Source organism: Mucilaginibacter metallidurans (assembly GCF_003286435.2).
Taxonomy (GTDB): Bacteria; Bacteroidota; Bacteroidia; order Sphingobacteriales; family Sphingobacteriaceae; genus Mucilaginibacter; species Mucilaginibacter gossypii.
Genome location: NZ_CP043449.1, coordinates 6,499,239 through 6,521,361 on the forward strand (window position 1 = coordinate 6,499,239; position 22,123 = coordinate 6,521,361).

Sequence of the window (22,123 nt, forward strand, 5' to 3'; positions counted from 1 at the left end):
ATGATTTGTTTATTTGGAAACCAAAAAGGCGGTGTCGGCAAAAGTACGCTCACCGTCCTGTCAGGCAATTACCTGACCCTGGCTAAGGACTGGCCGGTAACCGTGATCGATATGGATTACCAGCAGTCTATTTCGCAAAAATACGAGAAGGCCAAAGTGCTGGAAAATGCCGAACCCTACGAGGTATTGCCGGCAAACCTCGAAACCTTTCCGATGCTCCGGGATGTCCTGACCAAAAATAAAAAGGATGCGATCCTGATTGATCTTCCCGGAAAACTGGATGATGACGGTTTAATCGCTGTCTTTCAATCGGCAGATATGGTCGTTTGTCCTTTTGCTTATGATGAGTTTACCTACGAATCAACCGTGCTGTTTACCGTGGTACTGAAGAAAGTAAACCCGGCCATAGAGGTAGTTTTTGTACCCAACCGCATCAAGGCGAACGTCAAATTTGAAACGCTGACCGAAGTAAACGAGCAGCTGTTAAAGTTCGGCACCATTACGCCGGTCATTCCTGACCGGATCGATTTTCAACGGATCACCACTTTTCAAACTCCTTTATCCCTATACGCGGTTATCGGCCCCGTATTCGAGCAAATCTTCGCTAAACGCCTATGGAATCCATGAAATCCTTAGCAGACCAACTTCGGGAAAAGTTGGTCACCGCCCCGGAAAAAGAAAAAGTCCCTACCTCTAAAAAAGAGCCTGCCGGTTCGGCCAAGAGTCGGGAGAAGCCGGCCAAAGCCACTTTACCCATCATGGAGGCGATTGCCACGTTCGACAACAGCCAAAATAAAACAATGGTGCATGTGCGATTTGACTCCAAAACGGCTGATACCATGAACAAGTTCAAAATGGCGACTAACATTGACGTAACCAAGTTCGTTGCCTTCGCGGTCAAGCACCTTTTTGAGACCCATCCCGAACTCAAAACGATCATCAAACAATTTATTCAAAACACAGAATTATGACCTGGCTAAAATTTGCATTATGGCTATTGGGAATCTATAGCCTTTATTATGCTGTCCTGATCTTTTGGGACAGGCAGCGGGCAGGTAAATCCGCCCAGTCCGGGGATAAGCATGAGCTTACCTTCGTAGAACACATCGAGCCGATCAAATCCTTTATCGGGGAATTGCTCGACCTGCAAACTTCACCGATCGTCTCGCATGGCGGGGTATCTCTGAAGGAAGTATTCAGCCTGGCCCGTGAAGAGGCCATTGAATACATTCGACCCGTCAGCTTTTATTAATGAAAGTGATCCTGGTAGTGGGGTGCTGCTTTTTGCCGATCCTGGCAATGGCGCAACCCGGCATATCAGAAATGCAGCAGGCGCAGCAAAACCTCTCCGCCACATTCTTCTCCGCATTCGACTGCTCCCTTGTCTTAGCCACCATCTTTGGTATCATCGGCGCGGTAAGGATCTACCATAACTGGCAGATGGGCAAAGACCGGATCGACAATGAAGTCGCCAATTGGTTCTTTGCTGCATTCTTTATGGTACTGGCCGGTGCATTTCTCAAAGCGATATTTGGAATTTGATCGCTTTTGGCTCCCGATAAATAGCTTCCGCCCGGAGGCTACTAAAAAATTTCTGTCTTACCTACTCAAAGGGCTTTCTTAGAAAAGCCTGCAAAATCTTTGGGCATAAACCCTGGGCGTTGTTCGTGATCTGAACGCTCTTTAATTTATATCCCGGTCGCCCCCAAGCGGCTTTAAAAGATCTCCGCTTCGATTTTTTCTCCTTTTTAAATGTTTAACAAAACCAAAAAACTGCTGGCTTCGGCCGTGTTGCTGGCCATGTCTGTGCCGGTATTTGCTCAAAGTGGCGTAAATGGCCTTAACACCGCCACCACCACCCTTAAAACCTACGTGGCACCTGTCACCAATATCACGCTGGTGATCGGTGGTATCGTGGGCATCGTCGGCGCGATCCGCGTGTACTCCAAATGGAATTCTGGTGATCAGGATATCAATAAGGAACTAATGGGCTGGGGTGGCAGCTGTGTGTTCCTGGTGGTTTCCGCACTGGTGATCAAAGCCTTTTTCGGCTTGTAAAATGACCAGGAAATTTGCTGTTTATAAGGGGCTCCAAAGGCCCCTTATATTCAAAGGCTTCAAAGGGAAATACATTTATTGGGGCATCGCCTCCCTTTTATCAGGCCTCGTTTTCGGTGCCCTCACCATGTCCCTTGTCAATATGTGGCTTGGCGCGATGGTGCTTATCGGCTTTACAGTCGGCGGTTTGCTTTACTGTGCCACCAAACAAAAAGGCGGCCTCCACGCCAAAAGCCGGAACCATAACATTTTAATCCTCCATCATCATGGCCGCAAAAACTTTATTTGAGATACCCTATTCGGGTATTGACCGGAGCGGTGATTATGATCTCCTGATCGGCTTAAACGGTGAATATTCAGTTGTCATCAGGATGGTAAACCCTGTGATCCGCTATTCGGCATACCCGGCTGGCTACGAAGAGTTTCATTACCTGCTGATTAATATTGTCAAAATTCTTGGTGATGGCTACCTGGTGCAAAAACAGGATATCATCAGTACCTCACCTTATAAAGCAAAGCCTGCTTCTGAATACCTGCAAAAACAATACAACGCCCACTTCGACGGAAGGGAGCGTCTGCAGGTAACCACCTACCTGACCATTACGCGGCAGGTCAAAAAAGGGGCATTCTATGTATTTGATGCCCGCGCACTCATCAACTTCAGGCAGGCGATTGGTAAGGTGCTGGATATCATCCCATCCTCCAGGGTGCTCAAAGAGCCGGAGATCAATCACCTCGTTTTGCAGATGCTCAGCCTGGATTTCAGTCGTCAATCTATTGTACTCAATAACCTTTCGGCAACAGATAACGAGATAGATCTTGGCGACCGGGCAGCGAGGAGCATTAGCCTGATCAATATTGATAGTATCGATCTGCCGCCTGCAGTTGCTACCTATATTGAACTGAATGAAAAAGAAAGCCTCCGCGGTTTTCCCGTGGATTTCCTGTCTTTCTTATTCAAGGTGCCAGGCTGCGATGTGATCGTGTTCAACCAGGTTATAGAAATTCCTAACCAGGTTGGTACCCTTAGAAAGCTGGAACAAAAAAAGAAAAGGCACTCGGGTATTCCTGACCCGGCCAACCAGCTTTGTGTTGAAGATATCGACCAGTTGCTTGCCGATGTGGCCCGCGAAAATCAACTACTGGTTCATTGCCATTTCAATATTTTGGTTGCTGCACCTAAAGCTTCCCTGCAAAAGGCCTGTAATTTTATTGAAAGCTCGCTTTTCCAATTAGGGATAATCCCCAGTAAAAACGCTTACAACCAGCTGGAACTTTTCAGATCGGTATTGCCGGGTAACAGTTCCGAACTGAAACCTTATGACCTGTTTCTGACTACCTGCGATGCCGCAGCCTGCTTCTTTTTCAAGGAAACGCTGCCGTCCGATGAGCCTTCTGATTTCCTGCTGCGCTTTACAGACAGGCAAGGTTTACCAGTCGGAATCGATCCGGCTGATCTGCCGATGCGCACCGGCCGCATCAATAACAGGAACAAATTTGTGTTGGGGCCCAGCGGTTCGGGTAAGAGTTTCTTCATGAATGCGCTGATCGAGCAGTACATGCTTTACAACATGGACATGGTGATCGTGGACACCGGGCATTCCTACTCCGGCCTGTGTTCCTATTACCAGGGCAAGTATATCACCTATACTGAAAAGTCGCCGATCACGATGAACCCGTTCCGCATCACCGAGGCGGAATATAACATTGAAAAAAAGGATTTCCTATGTACCCTGATCGGGGTAACCTGGAAGGGTGCCGAAGGTACGCTTAGTCCGGTAGAGCGCGATGTGGTCGCTAATGTGATCTCTGCTTATTACAGCCAGTTCTTTGCCGAAAACAGTGAGCTGAATTTTAACACCTTTTATGAATTCGCGCTTGAAAAAATACCGGAGATCAAAACCGAAGAAAAGATCGTGTTCGATTTTGACGAGTTCCGTTATGTTCTTAAAAAGTTCTACAAAGGCGGTGAATTTGCCCGGATCCTGAACGAAGAGACCGATAAATCGCTGTTCACGGAGCGGTTCATCGTGTATGAAATTGATTCGATCAAGGAGAACAAGACCCTCTTTCCACTCGTCACGTTGACGATCATGGACGTATTCATCCAGAAGATGCGATACCGTTCAGGCAGGCGAAAAGCCCTGGTTGTTGAGGAGGCATGGAAAGCGATTGCAAGCCCGCTGATGGCAGGTTACCTGCTTTATTTATACAAAACAGTCCGCAAATTCTGGGGGGAAGCGATTGTCGTTACCCAGGAATTGGGCGACATTATCGGCAACGCGGTCGTAAAGGATAGCATCATCAATAATTCTGATACGGTATGTCTGTTAGATCAAACCAAATTCAAGGACAATTATAAGGAGATCGCCGCCCTGCTTTCGATTAATGATACCGAGCAGCGGAAAATCTTTACCATTAACCAGTTGGATAACACGGATGGCCGTGGCCGCTTTAAAGAGGTGTACATCCGGCGCGGTGCCGTAGGCGAAGTTTATGGTGTTGAAGTTTCCCTGCATCAGTATTTGACCTACACCACGGAAAAACCCGAAAAGTCAGCCGTAGAAACCTATACCAATCGCTACGGATCATATCCCGAAGGCCTTGATGCTTTTATCCGGGATTTTAAGGACAGCGGAAAATCCCTGCCCTCCTTCATTTCATCAGTTAATCAAACACAAGACTCATGAAAAATTTGCCTATTATTTCTTTCATCAAAAGCTTCTGTTTAATAGCCGCCTTGATCAGCCTCACCTGTAAAGTTCAGGCCCAGGAATTAGTGGTTGACCCCGCCGTTTCAGCCGCCATCGCCGTCAATTCTGCTACCATAAACGGGCAATTGAATAACACCAATAACAAACTCGACCTAATCCAAAAAGGACAGCTGGCCGTAAGCGGCCAGCTGGTTGTGGCCAACAGCATTCAAAACAAAATATTTCAGGGGCTCAGCCAGGTCGCGTCAATCCTTCAGAACCTGACCGTCATTAAAGAGATCGGGGAATGCGGAATAGATATTGTCAACGATGTGCAGGCGGCTGTAAAACTGGCCAAATATGACCCTGTACTGCTATTATTTGCCGAACGGGGCGCAAGGGACTTTCAACTGCGGGCTACTGAACTGGCAGCTGAGGTAAGCGCTTTTGTCCTGAAAGGCGGTAACGGTAACCTCATGGACTCCGGTGAAAGGGGGCGCTTGCTGAACCACATCGCCGATCAGATGCGGATCCTTCGCGGTATTGCCTACGGCATGGATCGCGCCATGTACTGGGCAAAAATAAACGGTGTTTTTCGCTCGCTTAACCCATGGGCGGAATGGCAAAACCAGGATGTGCGTATCGCCAACGATGTGCTCACCAATGCCAAATACCTCAAACCCTGAATTTAATGGCTTATGAAAAAGTTCCTGCTATTATTTTTATTGGTGGCTTTTATGCGCTATGAGTCACGGGCACAGCAAAGCATGCTGGATATCCCCGGTATCCACCAACTGGTCGGCCAATCGCAATCGGAAAACAAACTACAGGTGAAGGCCAAAAACCAACAGGCACTCGCCACCGCTAACGAACAGGCCAACCTCACCTTGCTGGAGAAGCTTAAAAATATCTCCCGCACCTTGCAGCAGCGCTACAATACATTAGGCACGGCCATCAACATCGCCAATATCGGCATCAATGCCGCCCCAATGGTTAGCCGCATCGTGAGCAATCAGGCGCAGATCATACAACTTGCCCAAAAGAACCCGGCGCTCATTGCCATCGGCTACCAATCGGAACTGCAATTCGCCTCGGCAGCCAAAGACCTCCTGGCTTATGTCACCGGTTTAACACTGGCCTACGGTGATGTCAACCAGATGAAGGGCTCCGACCGGAAAATACTGTTTGACTACGTGTTATCAGAACTCAGCAACATTGAAGATCTCTCCAATAACATGATGAACCTGTTGCAGTATTCCAACCTGGCATCATTGCTCCGCGCCGCCAATCCTTTTCAAAACTTCATAGATGCCGATAAGGATATCGCCAAAGACATCATTCAAAACGCAAAATACCTGAAATGAAAAAGACCTGTCTGATTTGCCTTTATGGCCTGCTGACCATATGCTACACATCCGCCCAGCAATATGTGATTGACCCCTGGCACCTGAATGCCGTCGCGCAAAACGCGGCGGTACGAAGCAGCGCTGAAAGCACCCACGAACAATATTTAGGAAAGATCAATAATAATATCAACGACCTGAATACCAATGTTGGCGCGGTTGTGCTCGCCCAAACCATGATTTATGAAGGTTTATCCAACGTGAACTCGGCGCTCAAAAACGGGCTGGCCGTAAAGAACATGGCCGTCACGGTAGCGGATATGACCTATTACATCAACCAGGCCCTGACCTTGGCAGGAAGCGAACCTTACCTGCTCACTTTTGCCAATAATGTTGCTGCCGAGATGCGCCGGCGGGCATTAGCCCTGGTTAGCGATGTTTCATCCTATGTCCTCAAAGATGGCAATAATGTACTGGCCGATTATAACACGCGGGATGAATTACTCCGTAAAGTTACCCATCAACTGCAGATCCTTGACGGGCTGGCCTATGGCGCATGGAAGGCGATGTACTGGGCTAAAGAGCGTGGTATCATCGCATCGATCAACCCTTATGCCGGTTTTATTAACCAGGATAAAACCTTCGTCACCCAAATTATCCAAAATGCTAAATACCTGAAACCATGAAATTTTTAACACCTGTATCATTTACTTTTTTGCTGCTCTGGCAGCAATGTAACGCGCAATCCGTGGTCAAAGATCAGAGTATCCGTTACCAGCAGGAACGTATGGTTTTCCTGCAATGGGATCAGAAAAAGTTTACGCCCACGCCCGGCTTTCTCCACTTGAACCCTTATTACTGGCTTACCTGGGGCTTATTTCATCCCGATTACCACAAGAATGATTTGCGGCCGTTATGCGCGACCGGCCCTCAAACCCAGCGGCTTGCCCTTGTTGCTGCTATGAACGCTACCGACAATAAGTACAAGTTGCAATCTGATACCCTGCGTAACACCGAACTAAGCGAGGTAGCCAATCAATCAGGAACCATAACCGACTTCGATCCTTTATGGCAACTTTATTACGGCAAGAAACTTAAACCGGTACTCAATTATAACTCGGCATCCATTCTTTCCGGCCTTTCTCCGCAGGTGAGTGCCAAGCTGGTATCTGAAGGCCTGTATAACTGGTATATAAATGAGTTGGATATGCTTAAAGAGCGGGTCAGCGCAGCACATAGCACAACGATGGATCGTGGTGCCCGGATCATGGCCTATCACCGTTACCTCATGGAATACCGTCAGCTTGCGGCGGTATGGACAACCCGAACCTCATCGGCACAAGCCACTATAAATATGACCGCCCAACAGCAGCGATTGAAAAGCAATCTGGTTGGCGTTCCCGACTGGACTCCGCAATCGGATATCCAGATCGCCAATAAAGTTTTACAACATGTACAATGAAAAAGAAGATTTCCGCAGCCTTGCTGCTGCTTTGTACGGCTAACCAGCTTTTTGCCCAGACCTCCACGGTTAACAATAAAACGTTACAATTTCTTCAAGGTGATGGCGTCTATGAAGCCGGGGTAATGGTTTTTCTAAAAGGCCTTAAAGATTCAGTCTGGGCCCATTTTGATTTGTTCATCACCGATGCCAAAGCCTTATCGGCTATTTTTATGATCATCTTTTTTGCCATTAAGAGCTATGAAATGATGGTAGGCGACAAACAGCTTGAAGTGATGCCCTTATTAAGACCCTTCGGGCTCGCCATGGTTATCCTGTGGTGGGGCGCTTTCGCCAGGATGGTTGCCTTTCCAACCGACCTGGTGGCCAATCAAACAGAACAGATGTTCGAAAGTGAACAAACGATTGTTAACGACCTCCGGCTCAACCGCGCCAACTTGATGCTGGCTATGGCCAACTCTATGTACACCTACCAGGCACAGACCGAGGTAGCTGAAAAGGAAAGTGATACCTGGTACGGGCGGGCATGGGATTCAGTGACCAGCACGGTTAAAGAAGGGATCAGCAGCTTGGTTTCACCGCTATTGGAATTAAAAAACAGGCTGACCATTGGTATGCAATTGCTCTTTACCCAGCTACTGGAAATATTGGGTATCTGGATACTCCGCCTGGCTGTATATATCATCTTTATGATCCAGATCATTTATTCTTCTATCCTCATCATCCTTGGGCCTTTCGCCGTTGCGGTGAGCATACTGCCAGCTTTCCGGGATAGCTTTAGTACCTGGATCGCACGTTATGTTTCCGTTAACCTTTACAGCGGCATCGCTTACCTCATCATGTACCTGTGCGGATTAATGCAGGAATACGCGCTTACCTCCGAAATTTCTAAATACCAGGAACTGGTCGGCAAGGATGGTGCCAGCGCAAACCTCGAAAAGATGGCCTGGTTCGCCGGTAACGGTATCCTATCCTTCGGAACGGTGATCATTGTGTTTCTCATTGGTGCCATCTGCATGTTTACCGTGCCAAGCATCTCTACCTGGATCATCTCTACTTCAGGTATCAGCTCCGCTACATCTACTTTCGGACGCAGCGCTGGAACCGTCTTTGGTGTGGTGCGTAAAGCATCAGGCAGCTTTATCTGATTTCATTGAATGCGCTTTTTCTCTTGGTTCTCTTTTCTTCTCTTTTCATCCTGAAGGCCGTACCGGTATACCGGGCGGCCTTTTTTAATTCCTAAAAATTATGATCATCAAAAATATCGAGTCGAAGGTACGGTTGGCCACTTTCGTCGCGGCCGGCAGCTTTGTAGCGGCGCTCATCATCGTCGCCATCAATAGTTTTTCTGCTTACAAAATGGTTTCCAATGCACAGAAAACGATCTATATCCTGGATAATAACGTGCCCATACTGGCGAGGCAAACGGATATGCAAATGAACCGTCCTGCTGAATACAGGGCGCATGTAGACCTTTTTCATTCCTTGTTCTTTTCCCTGACCCCGGACGATAACTACATGGAATACCAAATGAAAAAAGCCATGTACCTCGTAGACGAATCCGGCATGCGCCAATACAACGACCTGAAAGAAAACGGATTTTTCAACTCTATTCTTTCTTCCAGTTCGGTACTTACCCTGCAAACGGACTCTATCGCGGTAGATATGCCTAAGCATTACTTCCGCTTTTACGGCAAGCTCAAAATCGACCGGCGCAGCTCCACGGTAATACGCTCACTCATCACGGAAGGCTATCTCAAAGATATTCCCCGGAGTGACAACAATCCCCATGGGGTACTGATCACCAATTGGAAAACCCTCGAAAATAAAGACCTGCAAGATGTGGAAAAGAATACATTCTAACAGGGATCCCAGGGATACCCTGTACAGTGAGATCAAAAAAGAGTTCGGAACTTATTTTCAATTGGCCGGTGAAGGTAGCAAGCGGATTTTAGACAGGTATCCGAAAATTGCTTTTGCAATGATGATCGTGCTCTTACTCACCTCGGCTGCCTTATCATTCACCTTGTTTCGCCACCGCGAAAAGCCAGGTCCTGTAGCTGCCAAAGCTGTTATTAGCCCGGTTTCCGATGGGTTCAGCAGGATCATGGATGCCGCTAACGGGATCAAGGAAACCTTGACCCTTAAAAAACTGGTAGACAGCCTCACCAGCAAAAAGCAACTGAGCGGCCGCGACAGCCTAACGCTGGACAGCGCCCTCGACCGGCTTAAGGTCATCACTAAACATTAAAACTCAAATCATGAAAATTAATCTCCGGCAGCCTAAATATGTGCTGCCCCTCATATTATTGCCTTTTTTGTGCTTCTTTTTTTACGTCTGGCAAAGCGGTTTCAGTAAACCCAGCACCGAGGTTAAACAACAGGTGGGCCTTAATGGCAATGTTGGCGGTGTATCTTCCGAAGTTCGCAAACGTCAGTTAGCTGACAAGCTGGATGCCTACCGCAATACCTATAAAGATGCAGACGGCCTGACCGCAGTCGCGGTCATCCCAAAAGAAAACTCAAGCAATCCTGCTTACCAGCTGAACAGCGCCGAACAGCAGCAAAAAACGCTGGATTCCATCAGGGCGGCAATGCAGAACAGGCTCGGCAGCAATTCTTCAAATTCAGGATATGTGCCTGCACGGCCTGAAATGGATAACGCCAGGTTAGCAGCGGTTATCGCCAAACAGCAGGCACTGCGTCAAAAAAACGATACCCCAGACGATCCGCCGCGCTATAAAGACCCCATGGAGATCTTTAAACAGCAAATGGCGATCATGGACAGCATGACCAAGGCCAACGACCCCGCCTATAAAGCGGAAAAACAAAAAAGGGATGAGGCCGACAAACTGGCGAAGCTCAAAGCCGGGCAGACCAAGCTGACTGTTTCCAGGTCAGACGAGCCGTCATCAGATTTTAATACCATCATCCCTTCGAGGGAAAACAACTTTATCAGCGCGGCCATCGATGAAAATGTGACGGGTTATGCAGGTTCGCGCCTTCGCCTTAAACTCATGGAAGATATCAAAGCGGGTAACTACCTCGTCAAAAAAGGAACTTACCTCTTTGCACAAATCACGGGGTTTTCCGAACAGCGGGTAACCTTATCCATCAGCTCCATCCTGTACCAGGGCAAAATATTACCGGTCAAACTCGATCTCTATGACTTGGATGGCTTGCCGGGTTTATATGTGCCTTCTTCAGCCTTCCGTGATTTTACCAAAGACCTTGGAGGCAACGCGGTTCAGGGGGTAACTATCGACGGCAGTTCTGGAAACAGCCAGTTCATCATGAGTTCGCTCGATAAAATGTTTCAGTCCACTTCATCTGCTATTGCCGACCTGATCCGGAAAAACAAGGCCAGGCTGAAGTACAATTCATACATCTATCTCATCGATACCGATGCTTTACAGAACACTCAAAAAACTTATTGATATGAAAAATTTAATGATTATTTTATCCTTCTTCTTCGCACATACACTGTTTGCTCAGGGAAAGTTGCCTGTGGTTTTCCTGCCTGAAAACCTGACCATCCATTTCGTATCGCCTGAAAACATCCAGTACGTAGATATATCCACCAGTGATATTGTAGGCGATCTGCCCCTCAAAAATGTTTTGCGGTTAAAATTAAAGGATACCCTTAAATCCTTTACCGGTGCCGTGGTCACCATCGTCGGCGAAAAGTTTATCGCACAATACAACCTGATTCCCGGCCATCCGGGCGTTCCAACCGAGGTAGACATTGAGCCCGGCGATACCAAACCGCTGGATATTTCCGGGATCGGTTTTTCACAAAATCAGCTCAAAGCCATGTCGCTAAATCTCATCGCCCATAGCCCTGGTCGTGCCATTGAAAAAGTAAAAGCTTTCGGTTTGAAGGCGACCCTAAATCACGTTTATACCGTAGGGGATTATATCTTCCTGGATATTTCTTACCACAATAAAACTAACCTCAAATACGATATCGCCGATTTTCGCTTTAAGGTAGACGATAAAAAAGTGGTTAAAGCCGCCAACAGCCAGTCGGTGGAACTGAAGCCGGAATTTATATTGTTTCCGATACCCTCATTTGAAAAGAATTCCCGCAACATTTTCGTACTTAAAAAGCTAACCTTCCCAGGAAACAAGGTGCTGAAAGCTGAACTCAGTGAACAGCAGATCTCCGGCCGGGTGATCACTATTAATATATCGTATCAGGATGTGCTTAACGCTGATACGCTTCCCGATTAACAGGTCGCTACCCCAAATAAATTTTATGACTGATTCCATAGCCTACGACTATCTAAAGCTCGTTTTGGAAGAGGAATTTCTGGGAACTTACCTGCGGTTTTCCAACCATGGCATTCTTCATTATGAGCTGACCAATATCCTCGAAATATGCGCCCCGCTGGTGCTGGGCTTGGACGAGGACGACCGATTTCTCCGGTATGAGGTAATCGGAACCATTGCAGATTATTTACAGGAGGTTTAAATGGCCTTTAATCCCGTTAAAGTCATGGCCGGCAATATAGCCGCCATACGTATCGCGCTTACACACGGCGACGAACCGCTGACCTCCAACGAACTTGAATCTTTAAAGCAATACGCGGGGTTTGGTGGTTTGAAAACGGTATTGCTCCCTAAAGGAAGCCGTGAAGACTGGCAGCAATTAAATGCCTCCAATACTGACTTTAAGCTTTACCTGCAGGTTCAGGAACTCCACCAGTTGCTTGCTGATAACCTTAGTGAAAAGGATTACAAATCGGCCGTTGACTCTATTAAAACCAGTGTCCATACTGCTTATTTTACGCCGGCACTTATACCCCAAACGGTATATGCGGCCTTAAATGAGTTGGATATTATTCCACGTCGTCTCTATGAAACGAGCGCCGGGGCTGGTATATTCCTGACCGAAGCTGCCGCCGCATTTCCCCATCTGGAAAAAATGGATGCGGTAGAAAAGGATCTGATCACCGGCAGGATATTGACACTTATTGCTAAAGAGCTTAATGTGCCGGTTGAGGTACAAATCAGGCGTTTGGAAGAAACTGCGGCAACCGAAAAAGGCCAGTCTGATCTGGTCATCAGTAATATTCCATTTGGAAATGTTGCCGTACATGACCCGGCCTATAATAAAAGTGGTATAGCTTCCCGTATCCATAACTACTTTTTTGCTAAAGGACTGGATAAAATACAGGATGGTGGCATACTGGCTTACCTGGTAACCGATGCGTTTCTGAATACGCCGGGTAATGTAACTGCCCGCAAATACCTGTTCACCTCCGCTGACCTGCTTACCGTGGCCGCACTGCCCGCCAACCTGATGAAAGAAAACGCCAATGTGGAAGTGGGCACCCACCTGATCATCGTTCAAAAAAACGACCATAAAAATGCGTTAAGCCCTGCCGAAACGCTGCTGATCGATACCATAGAAAAGGAAAATGAGTATGGTAAGTACCATCAAAATGCTTATCTCAACGACCGTTTTTCCAATGCATTAGGCGATGAAGTGATTGAGGGTACCAACGCCTATGGTAGTCCTACCACACAGGTCTGGCAAAACGGAAAGATGGAGGACATCGCCGGCCCGCTGAAGGAAATGATCATTAACGGGTTCAGCAATTTTAACCGTGAAAAATGGGAGGCGATTACCTATGAGCCCAAGCAAACCCAGTTACGGCAGTTAACCTTCCTGCCGGTACCGGAACCGGAAGAAAAAAAGCCTTTAGGAGCCGGGCAGCTTGGCTTATTTGATGCGCCACCGCCAGCGGTAAATAAAGCCATTGCTTATCTCGACGATATCGACCGCAAACTCATTGTTGCCGATTCCGCCAGACTGATCAGTACCATCCGGACAACCGACCGACCCCTGCATGACAGTATTGTTTTGATGACCGCACGATCTGCTGCCAACAACCGGTACCTCTATAAATTGTACAGCAATGTTGCCGAACTTAATTTTTCAGCCAAATGGATTTCCGGGGTTACACTTGGCCAGGAACTGGATGCCTTATCTATTAAACTGAAACAATACGGCCATGACTACCGGTACGAAGGTGATACTACGCTCGAACCGGCCTTTAAAATAACCGGTGACCGGGAAAAACCGTTCTCCGCCCTTAAATCATTTTACATTAAGGACACGCTGGCATTTCATGGCGGCAAGCTGGGCACCATCGGGCAGCCTAAAAATGGACAGGCTAAGTTTACCGAATTTGATCAGCAGGCTGACCTTGAATTTTACCGTGCCTATATTCCGCTCCGGGACACTTACCTCGATCTTTCAGGTTCTGAAAATGAACATTTGGCGCAGTTCCCTGAATTGCGGGAATCCCTGAACAAGCTTTACGATGAGTTTGTCGCCAAACACGGGCTGTTAAACAAAAACATCAACCGTAACCGGGTTTTTAACGACATCGCCTACGGCTTTAAAATTATCTCTTCACTGGAACTGCGCGAAGGCGAATCCTATGTCAAATCCGACATATTCCACGGGCCGCTTTTTGCACAAAAGTCCGCCATAAAAACAGACGACCCTACGGAAGCGCTGGCCATCAGCCTGAATGATCTCGGCCGGGTTGACCTTCCGCTGATCAGCCAAATAACGGGCCTTACTGAAGAGGAGGTAATAATCGGGCTCGACGGTCAGATACTGTTGAATCCGGGAACGATGAACTGGGAAACCACTGATAATTATTTATCTGGAAATGTAGTAGCCAAAATGAAGGAGGCCGATGAACAGGCGCTGAAAGAGCCTGGTAACCTTCAGTTTGCCAGGAGCCTTGCTGCTATCCGGCGTGTGCAACCAGCACATATTCCTTTTGAACAGCTTGATTTTAATCTTGGGGAGCGCTGGGTACCCGTAGAGTATTATGCAAGGTTTGCCAGCGACCTGTTCAACTTGAACACCACCGTCAGTTACTATGGCTCGCTGGATACTTACAAAGTAAGTTATGGCCGAAGTGGAAACACAATCACGGATACCGAATTTGCCGTTAAACCCAAAGACAGCCACAAGGTGACTGGCAGGGGGCTTCTCGAATATGCCCTGCTAAATACAAGCCCGAACTTTACCATTTCGATTGAGCAGGGTGGTAAGACGATCAAGATTCCTGATACCGAGGCTATTCAAACTGCCTACCGGAAGATTGATACGATTCGCAGCAGGTATTTATTATGGCTTTTGGAACTGCCTAATGAGGACAAGCAATTTCTCGAAAAGCTGTACAATGACACCTACAACTGTTATGTGCTTCGGGAATATGACGGCAGCCACCTTAAATTTCCCGGACTTGACCGAAAGGCGCTAAAAATCACCGATCTGTATCCGTCCCAACGGAATGCAGCCTGGCGGGTGATACAAAACCGCGGCGCACTCATCGACCATGAGGTTGGCCTGGGGAAAACCCTGACCATGATCATCGCGGCTATGGAAATGAAACGCCTCGGGATCGTTCATAAGCCGATGATCATCGCTTTAAAGGCCAATATCCAGCAGATCACCGATACATTCCGCTTAGCCTATCCAAAAGCAAGGTTGCTGGCTCCGGGCCAAAACGATTTTGAGCCTGCTAAACGCAAACGCATCTTCCATGAGATCAAAAACAATAACTGGGATGCCATTATCCTTACTCATGACCAGTTCGGAAAAATTCCGCAATCCCCGGAAATTCAACGGCAGATTTTTGAAATAGAACTGGATAACACTGAACTCGACTTGCTGGCCGTGAAGAAATCCGGTGATGACATCACCCGTGAAATGCTAAAAGGCCTTGAAATACGCAAAGAGAACCTGCAAGCCAAACTCCATGGTGTGATACAGGCCATCGAAAGCCGCAAGGATACCGGCATCAACTTCCAGGAAATGAATGTTGATCACTTATTTATTGATGAGTCCCACAAGTTTAAGAACCTGACTTTTACCACCAGGCATAACCGGGTTGCCGGCTTAGGCAACATCAACGGTAGCCAAAAAGCGCTGAATATGCTTTTTGCGATCCGCTCTCTGCAGGATAGGTTTGGCAGTGACCTCAATGCCACCTTTCTTTCCGGTACGCCCATCAGCAACAGCCTGACGGAAATGTACCTCATCTTTAAATACCTGCGGCCAAACGAACTGGAAAGCCAGCGCATTTCCAACTTTGATTCCTGGGCAGCGGTTTATGCCCGGAAGTCGGTGGACTTTGAGTTTTCGGTCACCAACGAGATCCGCGCCAAAGAACGCTTCCGGCACTTTATCAAAGTACCCGAACTGGCCCTTTTCTATAACCAGATCACGGATTACAAAACCGCAAAACACATCAACCTGGACAAGCCCGAAATTGATGAGGTATTGGTTAACATCAAACCTACGCCTGATCAGCAGGATTTTACCAAACGCCTGATGCAGTTTGCCAAATCCGGCAATGCCACCCTGATTGGCAGAAGGCCATTAAGCGCCGATGAGGACAAAGGCCGGATGCTGATCGCAACCAACTACGCCAAAAAAATGGCGGTGGATATGCGTATGATCGATCCGGTTAAATATGGCGACCATCCGGGCAATAAGGTCAGCGTAGCCGCCAGGAACATTGCCACGATCTTCGAGGAAAGCAAAGAGCATAAAGGCACCCAGATCGTTTTCAGCGATATCGGCACTCCAAAGCCCGATGAGTTTAACGTGTATGATGCCCTCCGGGATAAGCTGGTTAACGACTTTAACATCCCTGCTGCTCAGATCACTTACATCCACCAGTGGGCCACCGATAAACAGCGCAAGGAACTGTTCCGGAAAATGAATGCCGGGGAGATCCGCATTTTGATCGGCAGCACTGAAAAGGCCGGTACCGGCCTGAATGTGCAGGAACGCATGGTGGCTATGCACCACCTGGATATTCCATGGAAACCCTCCGAACTGGAACAGCGAAACGGCCGTGGCGCACGCCAGGGCAACTGGCTGGCTAAAATGCACTTTGGCAACAAAGTCCGCAATTTTATTTATGCTGTGGAACAATCATTGGATAACTACAAGTTCAACCTGCTTAAAAACAAACAGGTATTTATCAGCCAGATGAAAACCAATGAACTGGCCAAACGTACGCTTGATGAAGGGGCTATCGATGAAGAAAGCGGTATGAACTTTTCTGAGTATATCGCCATTCTTTCCGGGGATACTTCTTTGCTGGAAAAAACCCGCCTCGAAAAAAAAGTGGCTGAACTGGAAAGCTACCGCTCGGCCCACTATAAGGAAGTAGCCCGCAGCCGTTACCTGCTGGAAGACCTGCAGAAAAAACGCACGGACACCAAGCACACGCTGCACCTGGTCAAGGAGGACGAAGCCAATTACCGGAAAGCACTTAAACACGATACCGATGGAAGCAAATTAAATCCCATCAGGTTATCTAACTTACCGGAAGCCGATGCGGCGGTGATCGGTAAAAAGCTGATCGACCTGTATACCAACTGGTCGCCCTCGGATTTCAACAAACCGGAACTTCACCTCGGGGAACTTTATGGATTTGACCTGTATATCAGGCGGAAGGTATCAGCTTCGGATCCGGTTTTTAGTAACCGAGTGGAATTTATTACCTCCCTTTATGCCGAAAGTCGCAAAACAGGGATCAAGTACCTGCAAAACGGCGGCGCGCCCAACGTGGACAATCCAAAGATCGCTGCCCGTTACTTCCTCGATGCCATTCACCGGGTGGTAGGAATGGCCGAGCGTTATGAGAAAGATCTCGTGGATCTGGAGAAACAGATTCCTGAAATTCTGGAACTCACCCAGCGCCCGTTTGACCAGGAGCAGGACCTGCTCCGTATGAAAGCCCAGCTGGAAAAGCTGGAAGCCGAGATCAGTCAGCGCATCGCCCAAAAAGAAAGGGAATCCGCCGGTGCGGAAATTTTTGCCCGGGACCAGGTAAAAACAGCGGACATTTCCGTCTCTACGGAACTTACCCGCTGATTATCACGCTTTAGAAGTATCTCAGGAGAACTTAAGCGAAAAAATCAGACACAACTATTCAATTACTTAATGATCCTTTTTGAACATTTCAGGTGTCCGTTACACCGCTATACGTTTTCGGTAAAACCGGTAAGGGATTGGGTAGAGCAGCGGTGTGAAGGGCGGGTACTGAATCTTTTTGCAGGCGCGACCATACTTACGGTCAATGAAGTCCGAAATGACCTTGATCCATTGATGCCGGCCGATTACCACCTCGATGCGGTTACCTTCCTTAGAAAATGGGATGGCCCGCCTTTTCAAACGATTATACTCGATCCGCCCTACGCTCTCCGGAAAAGCATGGAATTATACAACGGTATGATCTGTAGTCCTTTTCGGCAACTGAAAGATGAAATACCCCTATGCCTTTCGCCTGGTGGAAGTGTAATTACTTTTGGTTATCACTCTATTGTTATGGGAAAAAGCCGACAATTCAACCTGGAACGGCTTGCCCTATTTAGTCACGGTGGAGCTATTCATGACACCATTGCCACCGTCGAACGCTACCAGCCCTGATTCCACTTGGCCGGCGTGGCATTCGTGCTGCATCATATTTAAAATTTCAGTTTATGGAAGAAACACGGGAGCAACAAAAACTCCATGGGTTTTTGCAATGCGCGATCTATGTATCTGTTTTATTAGAAGCATCCATATTTGTTTACTTAAATGCCCCTTTCTGGGGTATTTTCATTAACCCGCTCGCCAGGCTCGCGAGCATTTTTATCTATCAGAAACTGGTCTACTCCAAACTCACCACGTTTGGCCTGATTTGCCTCGTCTCTATCGGTACGCTGGCAAAAAAGGAAACGGAACTTGACCCCAAAAAGCATATCGTTTACCCGCTTTGCGCAGGATTGCTGCTGTTCTTTGGCAGTATCGCGTTTCAGGGACGTGCCTCACCGCCTGCCTTTGCTTACACTTCGTGGTTTGACTTTGCTTATTTGACCTGCTCCCTGGTCGGCGCGCTCATGGTCAGCCTCTCCATGGACAACATATCCAAGATTATCAAGTCCGGGCTTGGCAAGGATAAATGGAATACAGAAGCGGAAAGTTTCATGCAGCCGGTAAAACGGATTGATACGCCTTACTCGGTTAACATCCCCATGTTGTTTTACCACCGGAAAAAAGTGCATAGCGGCTGGATCAATATCTGCAATGTTTTCAGGGGGACGATGGTAATCGGTACCCCCGGCAGCGGGAAGAGTTTTAGCATCGTCAACCCTTTTATCCGGCAACTGATCGCTAAAGAATTCGCGGTCTGCCTCTATGATTTCAAGTTTCCCGACCTCGGCCAGATTGCTTATTATCATTACCTGCTGGCGAAACAACAGGGCAAACTAAAGGGATTTGCCTTTCATGTCATCAACCTGAATGACATCGAAAAAAGCCGCCGTATCAATCCCTGGCGGGCGGATTATATTCGCTCACTGGCAGATGCGGCTGAAACTGCCGAGGGATTGGTAGAGGCACTAAAAAAGGGTGACCGCTCAGGCGGTAGTGATCAGTTTTTTACGCAGTCTGCCATTAACTTCTTGGCATCCTGTATCTATTTCATGAGCAAATACCAGGGTGGCAAATATTCCAGCTTTCCGCATGTGCTGGCACTGCTCAACCGTTCATACGAAGAGATTTTTGATACGCTGATGTCCGAGCCGGAATTGAAAGCCCTGCTTTCGCCGTTTATGACCGCCTATCACGCCAAAGCATTTTCCCAGCTCGAAGGGCAGGTCGGTACCCTGAAGATCTTTATCAGCCGTTTGGCTACCAAAGAAACCTATTGGGTTTTCAGCGGTGACGACTTTAACCTCAAAATTTCCGATAAGGAAAAGCCGGGCATGCTTGTACTTGCCAATGACCCGAATACGCAAAACATCAATTCGGCCTGTTACTCCATTGTTATCAACCGCCTGACCAAACTCATTAATACCAAAGGCAATTTTCCTTCAGCCCTGATCGTCGATGAGGTGCCAACCTTATTTGTACACCGGGTAGAGAACCTGATCGCGACCGCACGAAGTAATAAAGTGGCGGTACTGATGGGCTTGCAGGAATTACCCCAATTCAATCAGCAATATGGTAAAGATACGGCTGCCACCATCACAGCCGTAGTCGGTAATGTACTTTCCGGTTCGGTTCGTAACAAGGAAACACTGGACTGGCTGGAACGGCTCTTTGGCAAATCCAAACAGCTTGGAGAAGGCCTGTCCATTGACCGCAACAAAACATCTACCTCCCTCAACGAAAAACTGGAAGCGCTTATCCCGGCAGGGAAAATAGCCTCGCTCAATTCGGGGGAAATGGTGGGCGTCATCGCGGCGGAAGCACAGGAGAAATACTCCGGGCAGTTTGAAACGTCCGCCATCAATTGCCGCATTAACCTCGATATGGTCCAGATCGCCAAAGAGGAAAAAGCATTTAAACCGCTGCCCGCCTACTATGATTTTGGTGGCAAGCGTGATGAGCAGCTTTCACAAAACTATTTCCGCATCAGCCAGGAGATCGAGCAAATGGTGATTCAATTCAAACCACCCGAACCACCGGCACCTAAAACCAAATAGAAACAAAATTCAATAGCTAACAAAATGACTTAAAAAATGAAAAATGAAACGATTACCGGTTCGCTCGTGCTCGTGCATCCGGAGGTGAAAAACGACCCTGTCGGCAAGCAGGGACAGGTTGGCGTACTGACCTACGCAAGGGATGCCAGCGAGAATTACGTCAGCTTTCCCAAAGGCGGTGAATCTGTCTATCAGGCCAAAGACCTGATGATGCTAAAGCCTAAAGAGGAGATCATGAAAGAATTATTGCAAAATGGTTCCAAGATGCCCTTAAACGATTTTAAGACCATGTACAAGATCATGATGCGGCAGGATATGGGAACTTCTTCAGACCTGTTCAACGCGTTAGAGATCGCACGCGATCATCCCGGTATCTGGGATAAAACACTCGAAGCGGTAAACCGCTCCGAAAAAATAGAACTGGAAAATACCCTTTCCAGATGAAATGGCTGGTCGGCCTCTGCCTGATCTGCCTCCCCCTGAAACACTTTAAAATCAATTCTTACTACGGTTACCGGTTGCACCCGATCTCGGGGAAATATGCCATGCACTATGGTATCGACCTGAAAGCTCATGACGATACCGTTTACGCCATTATGGATGGCCGCGTATCGGCGGAAAGCTACGACAAGGTACTGGGCATCAACCTGCACATCAGCCATGGCCAGTTAGAATCCATCTACGGCCATCTGAGTCAGCTATTGATTGGCGAACAGGATTCCGTTTTTGCTGGCCAGCCCATAGCGATTACCGGTGCCACAGGCCGGGTGACCGGGGAGCATTTGCATTTCAGCCTGCGCTATCAGCAGCGATTTATCAACCCTATCAAATTTTTTTATGAACTACTAAATAATCAACAAGATGAGCGAAAATTTCAAAAGACTGCCGGTACAGTTATCAGAAAAGCTGGCCGCTGAACTCAAAGCCGGAACTTCCCTGTTTCAAAAGCCGGTCAAAGACAATGGCATGCCCGCCTTTGTAACACCCATCAACCCCACTACCGGTAAAGGGTATAGCGCCATGAACCAGATCATCCTGGCCATGAAAGGCCATGATGATCCGCGCTGGATGTCGGCCGATGCCGCCAGCTTTAACGGTTACCTGGTTAAAAAGGGCTCAACCGGTACCCTGATCGAGTTCCCGAAAACCAATGACATTCAAGCCATCCGCACACCTGAAGGGGAAAAAATCAAAGGCGCAGATGGTAAAACCCAAACCAAAACGGTTGAATTTGAAAAGCCGCAGCAAGGCAAGGCCTTCCTGTTTAACGGCTCCCAGATCAATGACCTGCCGCCCTTGGAGGAATTTCTGAAAAAACAAGAGCAGGGCCAAACGCTAACACCGATCCAGAAAGCTGAAAAAATCATCGAAGACAGCAAAGCCGTGATCATCCACGGCGGTAAGGAAGCTTATTACGATAAGCAGCGTGATGCCATCTTTTTGCCGGAAAAAGAGGAATTTGAAAGCGAGGTAAAATACTACCAGGCGGCCATTCACCAGCTGGCACACTGGACCGGGCACGAAAGCCGTCAGAATCGCCCGATGGAAGGTAAATTTGGTTCTTTGGAATATTCCCGCGAAGAAATGCGCGCGGCAGTAGCATCCATGCTCATTGGCGGTGAAATAAAGCTTGGTCATCAGTTTGGCCCGCATGCTGCTTACTCCAACAACTTTCAGAAGATCCTGCGGGATGAGCCGTTCGAAATCACCAAGGTTGCCCGTGACGCCCAAAAGATCGCTTCGCAACTATTGGGTATAGCACAAAAGCGGAACAGAAAGTGGGTGCAGAAAAAAACCTGACCTTCCAAAAAGGCGACCAGATTGCCTATATGGATACCAGCTACAAAGTGCTTGATGTTTACAAAAACAAAAGCATCAAGGTGGAAGACCTTGATGGCGCAAGAAAGACTATCAAAGCCACTGATGGCCTTTATAATTCCCTGCTCGAAGCCCGTAACCATCCGAAGGTAGGGGAAGAACAGGGACAAGGCAAGACACGGGATGCGGACTTGTATGGTGCTGAACAAATGTATAACATGGAACGATAA

General features: G+C 47.8%; 24 protein-coding genes. 23 read left to right on the top strand and 1 reads right to left on the bottom strand.

The window, feature by feature from the left end; genetic code table 11:
• The 5 genes from DIU38_RS27930 to DIU38_RS27950 all read left to right on the top strand — a co-directional run bounded on the left by DIU38_RS27930 (window position 1) and on the right by DIU38_RS27950 (window position 2,058).
• Window positions 1-627 (top strand): ParA family protein, encoded by a 627-nt coding sequence (locus DIU38_RS27930; protein WP_112653071.1) that lies wholly within the window; start codon window positions 1-3, stop codon window positions 625-627.
• Complete coding sequence (locus DIU38_RS27935; RefSeq protein WP_146750374.1) at window positions 615-971, top strand: hypothetical protein; 357 nt, start codon at window positions 615-617, stop codon at window positions 969-971. The genes DIU38_RS27930 and DIU38_RS27935 overlap by 13 nt, the downstream gene beginning before the upstream one ends.
• Window positions 968-1,252: a hypothetical protein gene (locus tag DIU38_RS27940; RefSeq protein WP_112653069.1), complete on the top strand. Its 285-nt coding sequence runs from the start codon at window positions 968-970 to the stop codon at window positions 1,250-1,252. Before DIU38_RS27935 ends, DIU38_RS27940 begins: the two co-directional genes overlap by 4 nt.
• A complete protein-coding gene (locus DIU38_RS27945; protein ID WP_112653068.1) occupies window positions 1,252-1,542 on the top strand; it encodes a DUF4134 family protein in 291 nt (96 codons plus the stop codon). The genes DIU38_RS27940 and DIU38_RS27945 overlap by 1 nt, the downstream gene beginning before the upstream one ends.
• A gap of 210 nt (window positions 1,543-1,752) precedes the next feature.
• Window positions 1,753-2,058: a DUF4134 domain-containing protein gene (locus DIU38_RS27950; RefSeq protein WP_112653067.1), complete on the top strand. Its 306-nt coding sequence runs from the start codon at window positions 1,753-1,755 to the stop codon at window positions 2,056-2,058.
• Between the two features lie 100 nt (window positions 2,059-2,158).
• On the opposite strand, the gene DIU38_RS33285 is transcribed toward DIU38_RS27950, so the two are convergent.
• The gene (locus DIU38_RS33285; protein ID WP_167516299.1) at window positions 2,159-2,302 is read right to left on the bottom strand and encodes a hypothetical protein; all 144 of its coding nucleotides are present in this window, start codon (window positions 2,300-2,302) and stop codon (window positions 2,159-2,161) included.
• Between the two features lie 22 nt (window positions 2,303-2,324).
• Here DIU38_RS33285 and DIU38_RS27960 point away from each other — a divergent pair, with 22 nt between their 5' ends.
• The 18 genes from DIU38_RS27960 (at window position 2,325) to DIU38_RS28045 (ending at window position 22,123) form a co-directional block, all read left to right on the top strand.
• Window positions 2,325-4,748 carry a TraG family conjugative transposon ATPase gene (locus tag DIU38_RS27960; protein WP_112653065.1) on the top strand — a complete coding sequence of 808 codons (2,424 nt, stop codon included), beginning with the start codon at window positions 2,325-2,327 and terminating at the stop codon, window positions 4,746-4,748.
• Window positions 4,745-5,437: a hypothetical protein gene (locus DIU38_RS27965; protein ID WP_243770631.1), complete on the top strand. Its 693-nt coding sequence runs from the start codon at window positions 4,745-4,747 to the stop codon at window positions 5,435-5,437. Before DIU38_RS27960 ends, DIU38_RS27965 begins: the two co-directional genes overlap by 4 nt.
• Before the next feature lie 12 nt (window positions 5,438-5,449).
• Window positions 5,450-6,115 carry a hypothetical protein gene (locus DIU38_RS27970; protein WP_112653064.1) on the top strand — a complete coding sequence of 222 codons (666 nt, stop codon included), beginning with the start codon at window positions 5,450-5,452 and terminating at the stop codon, window positions 6,113-6,115.
• Window positions 6,112-6,780, top strand: coding sequence for a hypothetical protein (locus tag DIU38_RS27975; RefSeq protein ID WP_112653063.1), 669 nt, complete (start codon window positions 6,112-6,114; stop codon window positions 6,778-6,780). Before DIU38_RS27970 ends, DIU38_RS27975 begins: the two co-directional genes overlap by 4 nt.
• Window positions 6,777-7,556, top strand: a complete 780-nt coding sequence (locus DIU38_RS27980; RefSeq protein ID WP_112653062.1) for a hypothetical protein — start codon at window positions 6,777-6,779, stop codon at window positions 7,554-7,556. Before DIU38_RS27975 ends, DIU38_RS27980 begins: the two co-directional genes overlap by 4 nt.
• Window positions 7,553-8,704 carry a plasmid transfer protein gene (locus DIU38_RS27985; RefSeq protein ID WP_112653061.1) on the top strand — a complete coding sequence of 384 codons (1,152 nt, stop codon included), beginning with the start codon at window positions 7,553-7,555 and terminating at the stop codon, window positions 8,702-8,704. The genes DIU38_RS27980 and DIU38_RS27985 overlap by 4 nt, the downstream gene beginning before the upstream one ends.
• Before the next feature lie 100 nt (window positions 8,705-8,804).
• Window positions 8,805-9,419, top strand: coding sequence for a conjugative transposon protein TraK (traK, locus tag DIU38_RS27990; protein ID WP_112653060.1), 615 nt, complete (start codon window positions 8,805-8,807; stop codon window positions 9,417-9,419).
• Window positions 9,397-9,807, top strand: a complete 411-nt coding sequence (locus DIU38_RS27995; protein ID WP_112653059.1) for a hypothetical protein — start codon at window positions 9,397-9,399, stop codon at window positions 9,805-9,807. Before traK ends, DIU38_RS27995 begins: the two co-directional genes overlap by 23 nt.
• Before the next feature lie 10 nt (window positions 9,808-9,817).
• Entirely contained in the window at window positions 9,818-10,993 is a 1,176-nt protein-coding gene (traM, locus tag DIU38_RS28000) for a conjugative transposon protein TraM (RefSeq protein WP_112653058.1), read from the top strand.
• A gap of 1 nt (window position 10,994) precedes the next feature.
• Window positions 10,995-11,789, top strand: coding sequence for a DUF4138 domain-containing protein (locus DIU38_RS28005; protein WP_167516300.1), 795 nt, complete (start codon window positions 10,995-10,997; stop codon window positions 11,787-11,789).
• A gap of 25 nt (window positions 11,790-11,814) precedes the next feature.
• Window positions 11,815-12,030: a hypothetical protein gene (locus DIU38_RS28010; RefSeq protein WP_112653056.1), complete on the top strand. Its 216-nt coding sequence runs from the start codon at window positions 11,815-11,817 to the stop codon at window positions 12,028-12,030.
• 24 nt (window positions 12,031-12,054) lie between these two features.
• Window positions 12,055-17,478 carry a helicase-related protein gene (locus DIU38_RS28015; RefSeq protein WP_243770630.1) on the top strand — a complete coding sequence of 1,808 codons (5,424 nt, stop codon included), beginning with the start codon at window positions 12,055-12,057 and terminating at the stop codon, window positions 17,476-17,478.
• Window positions 17,479-17,547: 69 nt separating this feature from the next.
• A complete protein-coding gene (locus DIU38_RS28020; protein ID WP_112653054.1) occupies window positions 17,548-18,033 on the top strand; it encodes a class I SAM-dependent methyltransferase in 486 nt (161 codons plus the stop codon).
• Window positions 18,034-18,086: 53 nt separating this feature from the next.
• Complete coding sequence (locus DIU38_RS28025; protein ID WP_112653053.1) at window positions 18,087-20,075, top strand: type IV secretion system DNA-binding domain-containing protein; 1,989 nt, start codon at window positions 18,087-18,089, stop codon at window positions 20,073-20,075.
• Window positions 20,076-20,111: 36 nt separating this feature from the next.
• Window positions 20,112-20,519: a hypothetical protein gene (locus DIU38_RS28030; protein ID WP_112653052.1), complete on the top strand. Its 408-nt coding sequence runs from the start codon at window positions 20,112-20,114 to the stop codon at window positions 20,517-20,519.
• The gene (locus DIU38_RS28035) at window positions 20,516-20,992 is read left to right on the top strand and encodes a M23 family metallopeptidase (RefSeq protein ID WP_112653051.1); all 477 of its coding nucleotides are present in this window, start codon (window positions 20,516-20,518) and stop codon (window positions 20,990-20,992) included. Before DIU38_RS28030 ends, DIU38_RS28035 begins: the two co-directional genes overlap by 4 nt.
• Window positions 20,937-21,875 carry a zincin-like metallopeptidase domain-containing protein gene (locus tag DIU38_RS28040; protein ID WP_149354191.1) on the top strand — a complete coding sequence of 313 codons (939 nt, stop codon included), beginning with the start codon at window positions 20,937-20,939 and terminating at the stop codon, window positions 21,873-21,875. Before DIU38_RS28035 ends, DIU38_RS28040 begins: the two co-directional genes overlap by 56 nt.
• Window positions 21,854-22,123 (top strand): hypothetical protein, encoded by a 270-nt coding sequence (locus DIU38_RS28045; protein WP_149354192.1) that lies wholly within the window; start codon window positions 21,854-21,856, stop codon window positions 22,121-22,123. The genes DIU38_RS28040 and DIU38_RS28045 overlap by 22 nt, the downstream gene beginning before the upstream one ends.

Excerpts from the sequence above, each read along its gene's own strand:
- DIU38_RS27945 (WP_112653068.1), top strand. The coding sequence starts at position 1,252 with ATGAAAGTGATCCTGGTAGTGGGGTGCTGCTTTTTGCCGATCCTGGCA.
- DIU38_RS28025 (WP_112653053.1), top strand. The coding sequence starts at position 18,087 with ATGGAAGAAACACGGGAGCAACAAAAACTCCATGGGTTTTTGCAATGC.
- DIU38_RS27965 (WP_243770631.1), top strand. The coding sequence starts at position 4,745 with ATGAAAAATTTGCCTATTATTTCTTTCATCAAAAGCTTCTGTTTAATA.
- DIU38_RS27940 (WP_112653069.1), top strand. The coding sequence starts at position 968 with ATGACCTGGCTAAAATTTGCATTATGGCTATTGGGAATCTATAGCCTT.
- DIU38_RS33285 (WP_167516299.1), bottom strand. The coding sequence starts at position 2,302 with ATGGTTCCGGCTTTTGGCGTGGAGGCCGCCTTTTTGTTTGGTGGCACA.
- DIU38_RS28030 (WP_112653052.1), top strand. The coding sequence starts at position 20,112 with ATGAAAAATGAAACGATTACCGGTTCGCTCGTGCTCGTGCATCCGGAG.
- DIU38_RS28010 (WP_112653056.1), top strand. The coding sequence starts at position 11,815 with ATGACTGATTCCATAGCCTACGACTATCTAAAGCTCGTTTTGGAAGAG.
- DIU38_RS28020 (WP_112653054.1), top strand. The coding sequence starts at position 17,548 with ATGATCCTTTTTGAACATTTCAGGTGTCCGTTACACCGCTATACGTTT.
- DIU38_RS27970 (WP_112653064.1), top strand. The coding sequence starts at position 5,450 with ATGAAAAAGTTCCTGCTATTATTTTTATTGGTGGCTTTTATGCGCTAT.
- DIU38_RS27995 (WP_112653059.1), top strand. The coding sequence starts at position 9,397 with ATGTGGAAAAGAATACATTCTAACAGGGATCCCAGGGATACCCTGTAC.
- DIU38_RS27950 (WP_112653067.1), top strand. The coding sequence starts at position 1,753 with ATGTTTAACAAAACCAAAAAACTGCTGGCTTCGGCCGTGTTGCTGGCC.
- DIU38_RS28005 (WP_167516300.1), top strand. The coding sequence starts at position 10,995 with ATGAAAAATTTAATGATTATTTTATCCTTCTTCTTCGCACATACACTG.
- DIU38_RS27980 (WP_112653062.1), top strand. The coding sequence starts at position 6,777 with ATGAAATTTTTAACACCTGTATCATTTACTTTTTTGCTGCTCTGGCAG.
- DIU38_RS27975 (WP_112653063.1), top strand. The coding sequence starts at position 6,112 with ATGAAAAAGACCTGTCTGATTTGCCTTTATGGCCTGCTGACCATATGC.
- DIU38_RS28035 (WP_112653051.1), top strand. The coding sequence starts at position 20,516 with ATGAAATGGCTGGTCGGCCTCTGCCTGATCTGCCTCCCCCTGAAACAC.
- traK (WP_112653060.1), top strand. The coding sequence starts at position 8,805 with ATGATCATCAAAAATATCGAGTCGAAGGTACGGTTGGCCACTTTCGTC.
- DIU38_RS27930 (WP_112653071.1), top strand. The coding sequence starts at position 1 with ATGATTTGTTTATTTGGAAACCAAAAAGGCGGTGTCGGCAAAAGTACG.
- DIU38_RS28015 (WP_243770630.1), top strand. The coding sequence starts at position 12,055 with ATGGCCGGCAATATAGCCGCCATACGTATCGCGCTTACACACGGCGAC.
- DIU38_RS27985 (WP_112653061.1), top strand. The coding sequence starts at position 7,553 with ATGAAAAAGAAGATTTCCGCAGCCTTGCTGCTGCTTTGTACGGCTAAC.
- traM (WP_112653058.1), top strand. The coding sequence starts at position 9,818 with ATGAAAATTAATCTCCGGCAGCCTAAATATGTGCTGCCCCTCATATTA.
- DIU38_RS28040 (WP_149354191.1), top strand. The coding sequence starts at position 20,937 with ATGAGCGAAAATTTCAAAAGACTGCCGGTACAGTTATCAGAAAAGCTG.
- DIU38_RS27960 (WP_112653065.1), top strand. The coding sequence starts at position 2,325 with ATGGCCGCAAAAACTTTATTTGAGATACCCTATTCGGGTATTGACCGG.
- DIU38_RS27935 (WP_146750374.1), top strand. The coding sequence starts at position 615 with ATGGAATCCATGAAATCCTTAGCAGACCAACTTCGGGAAAAGTTGGTC.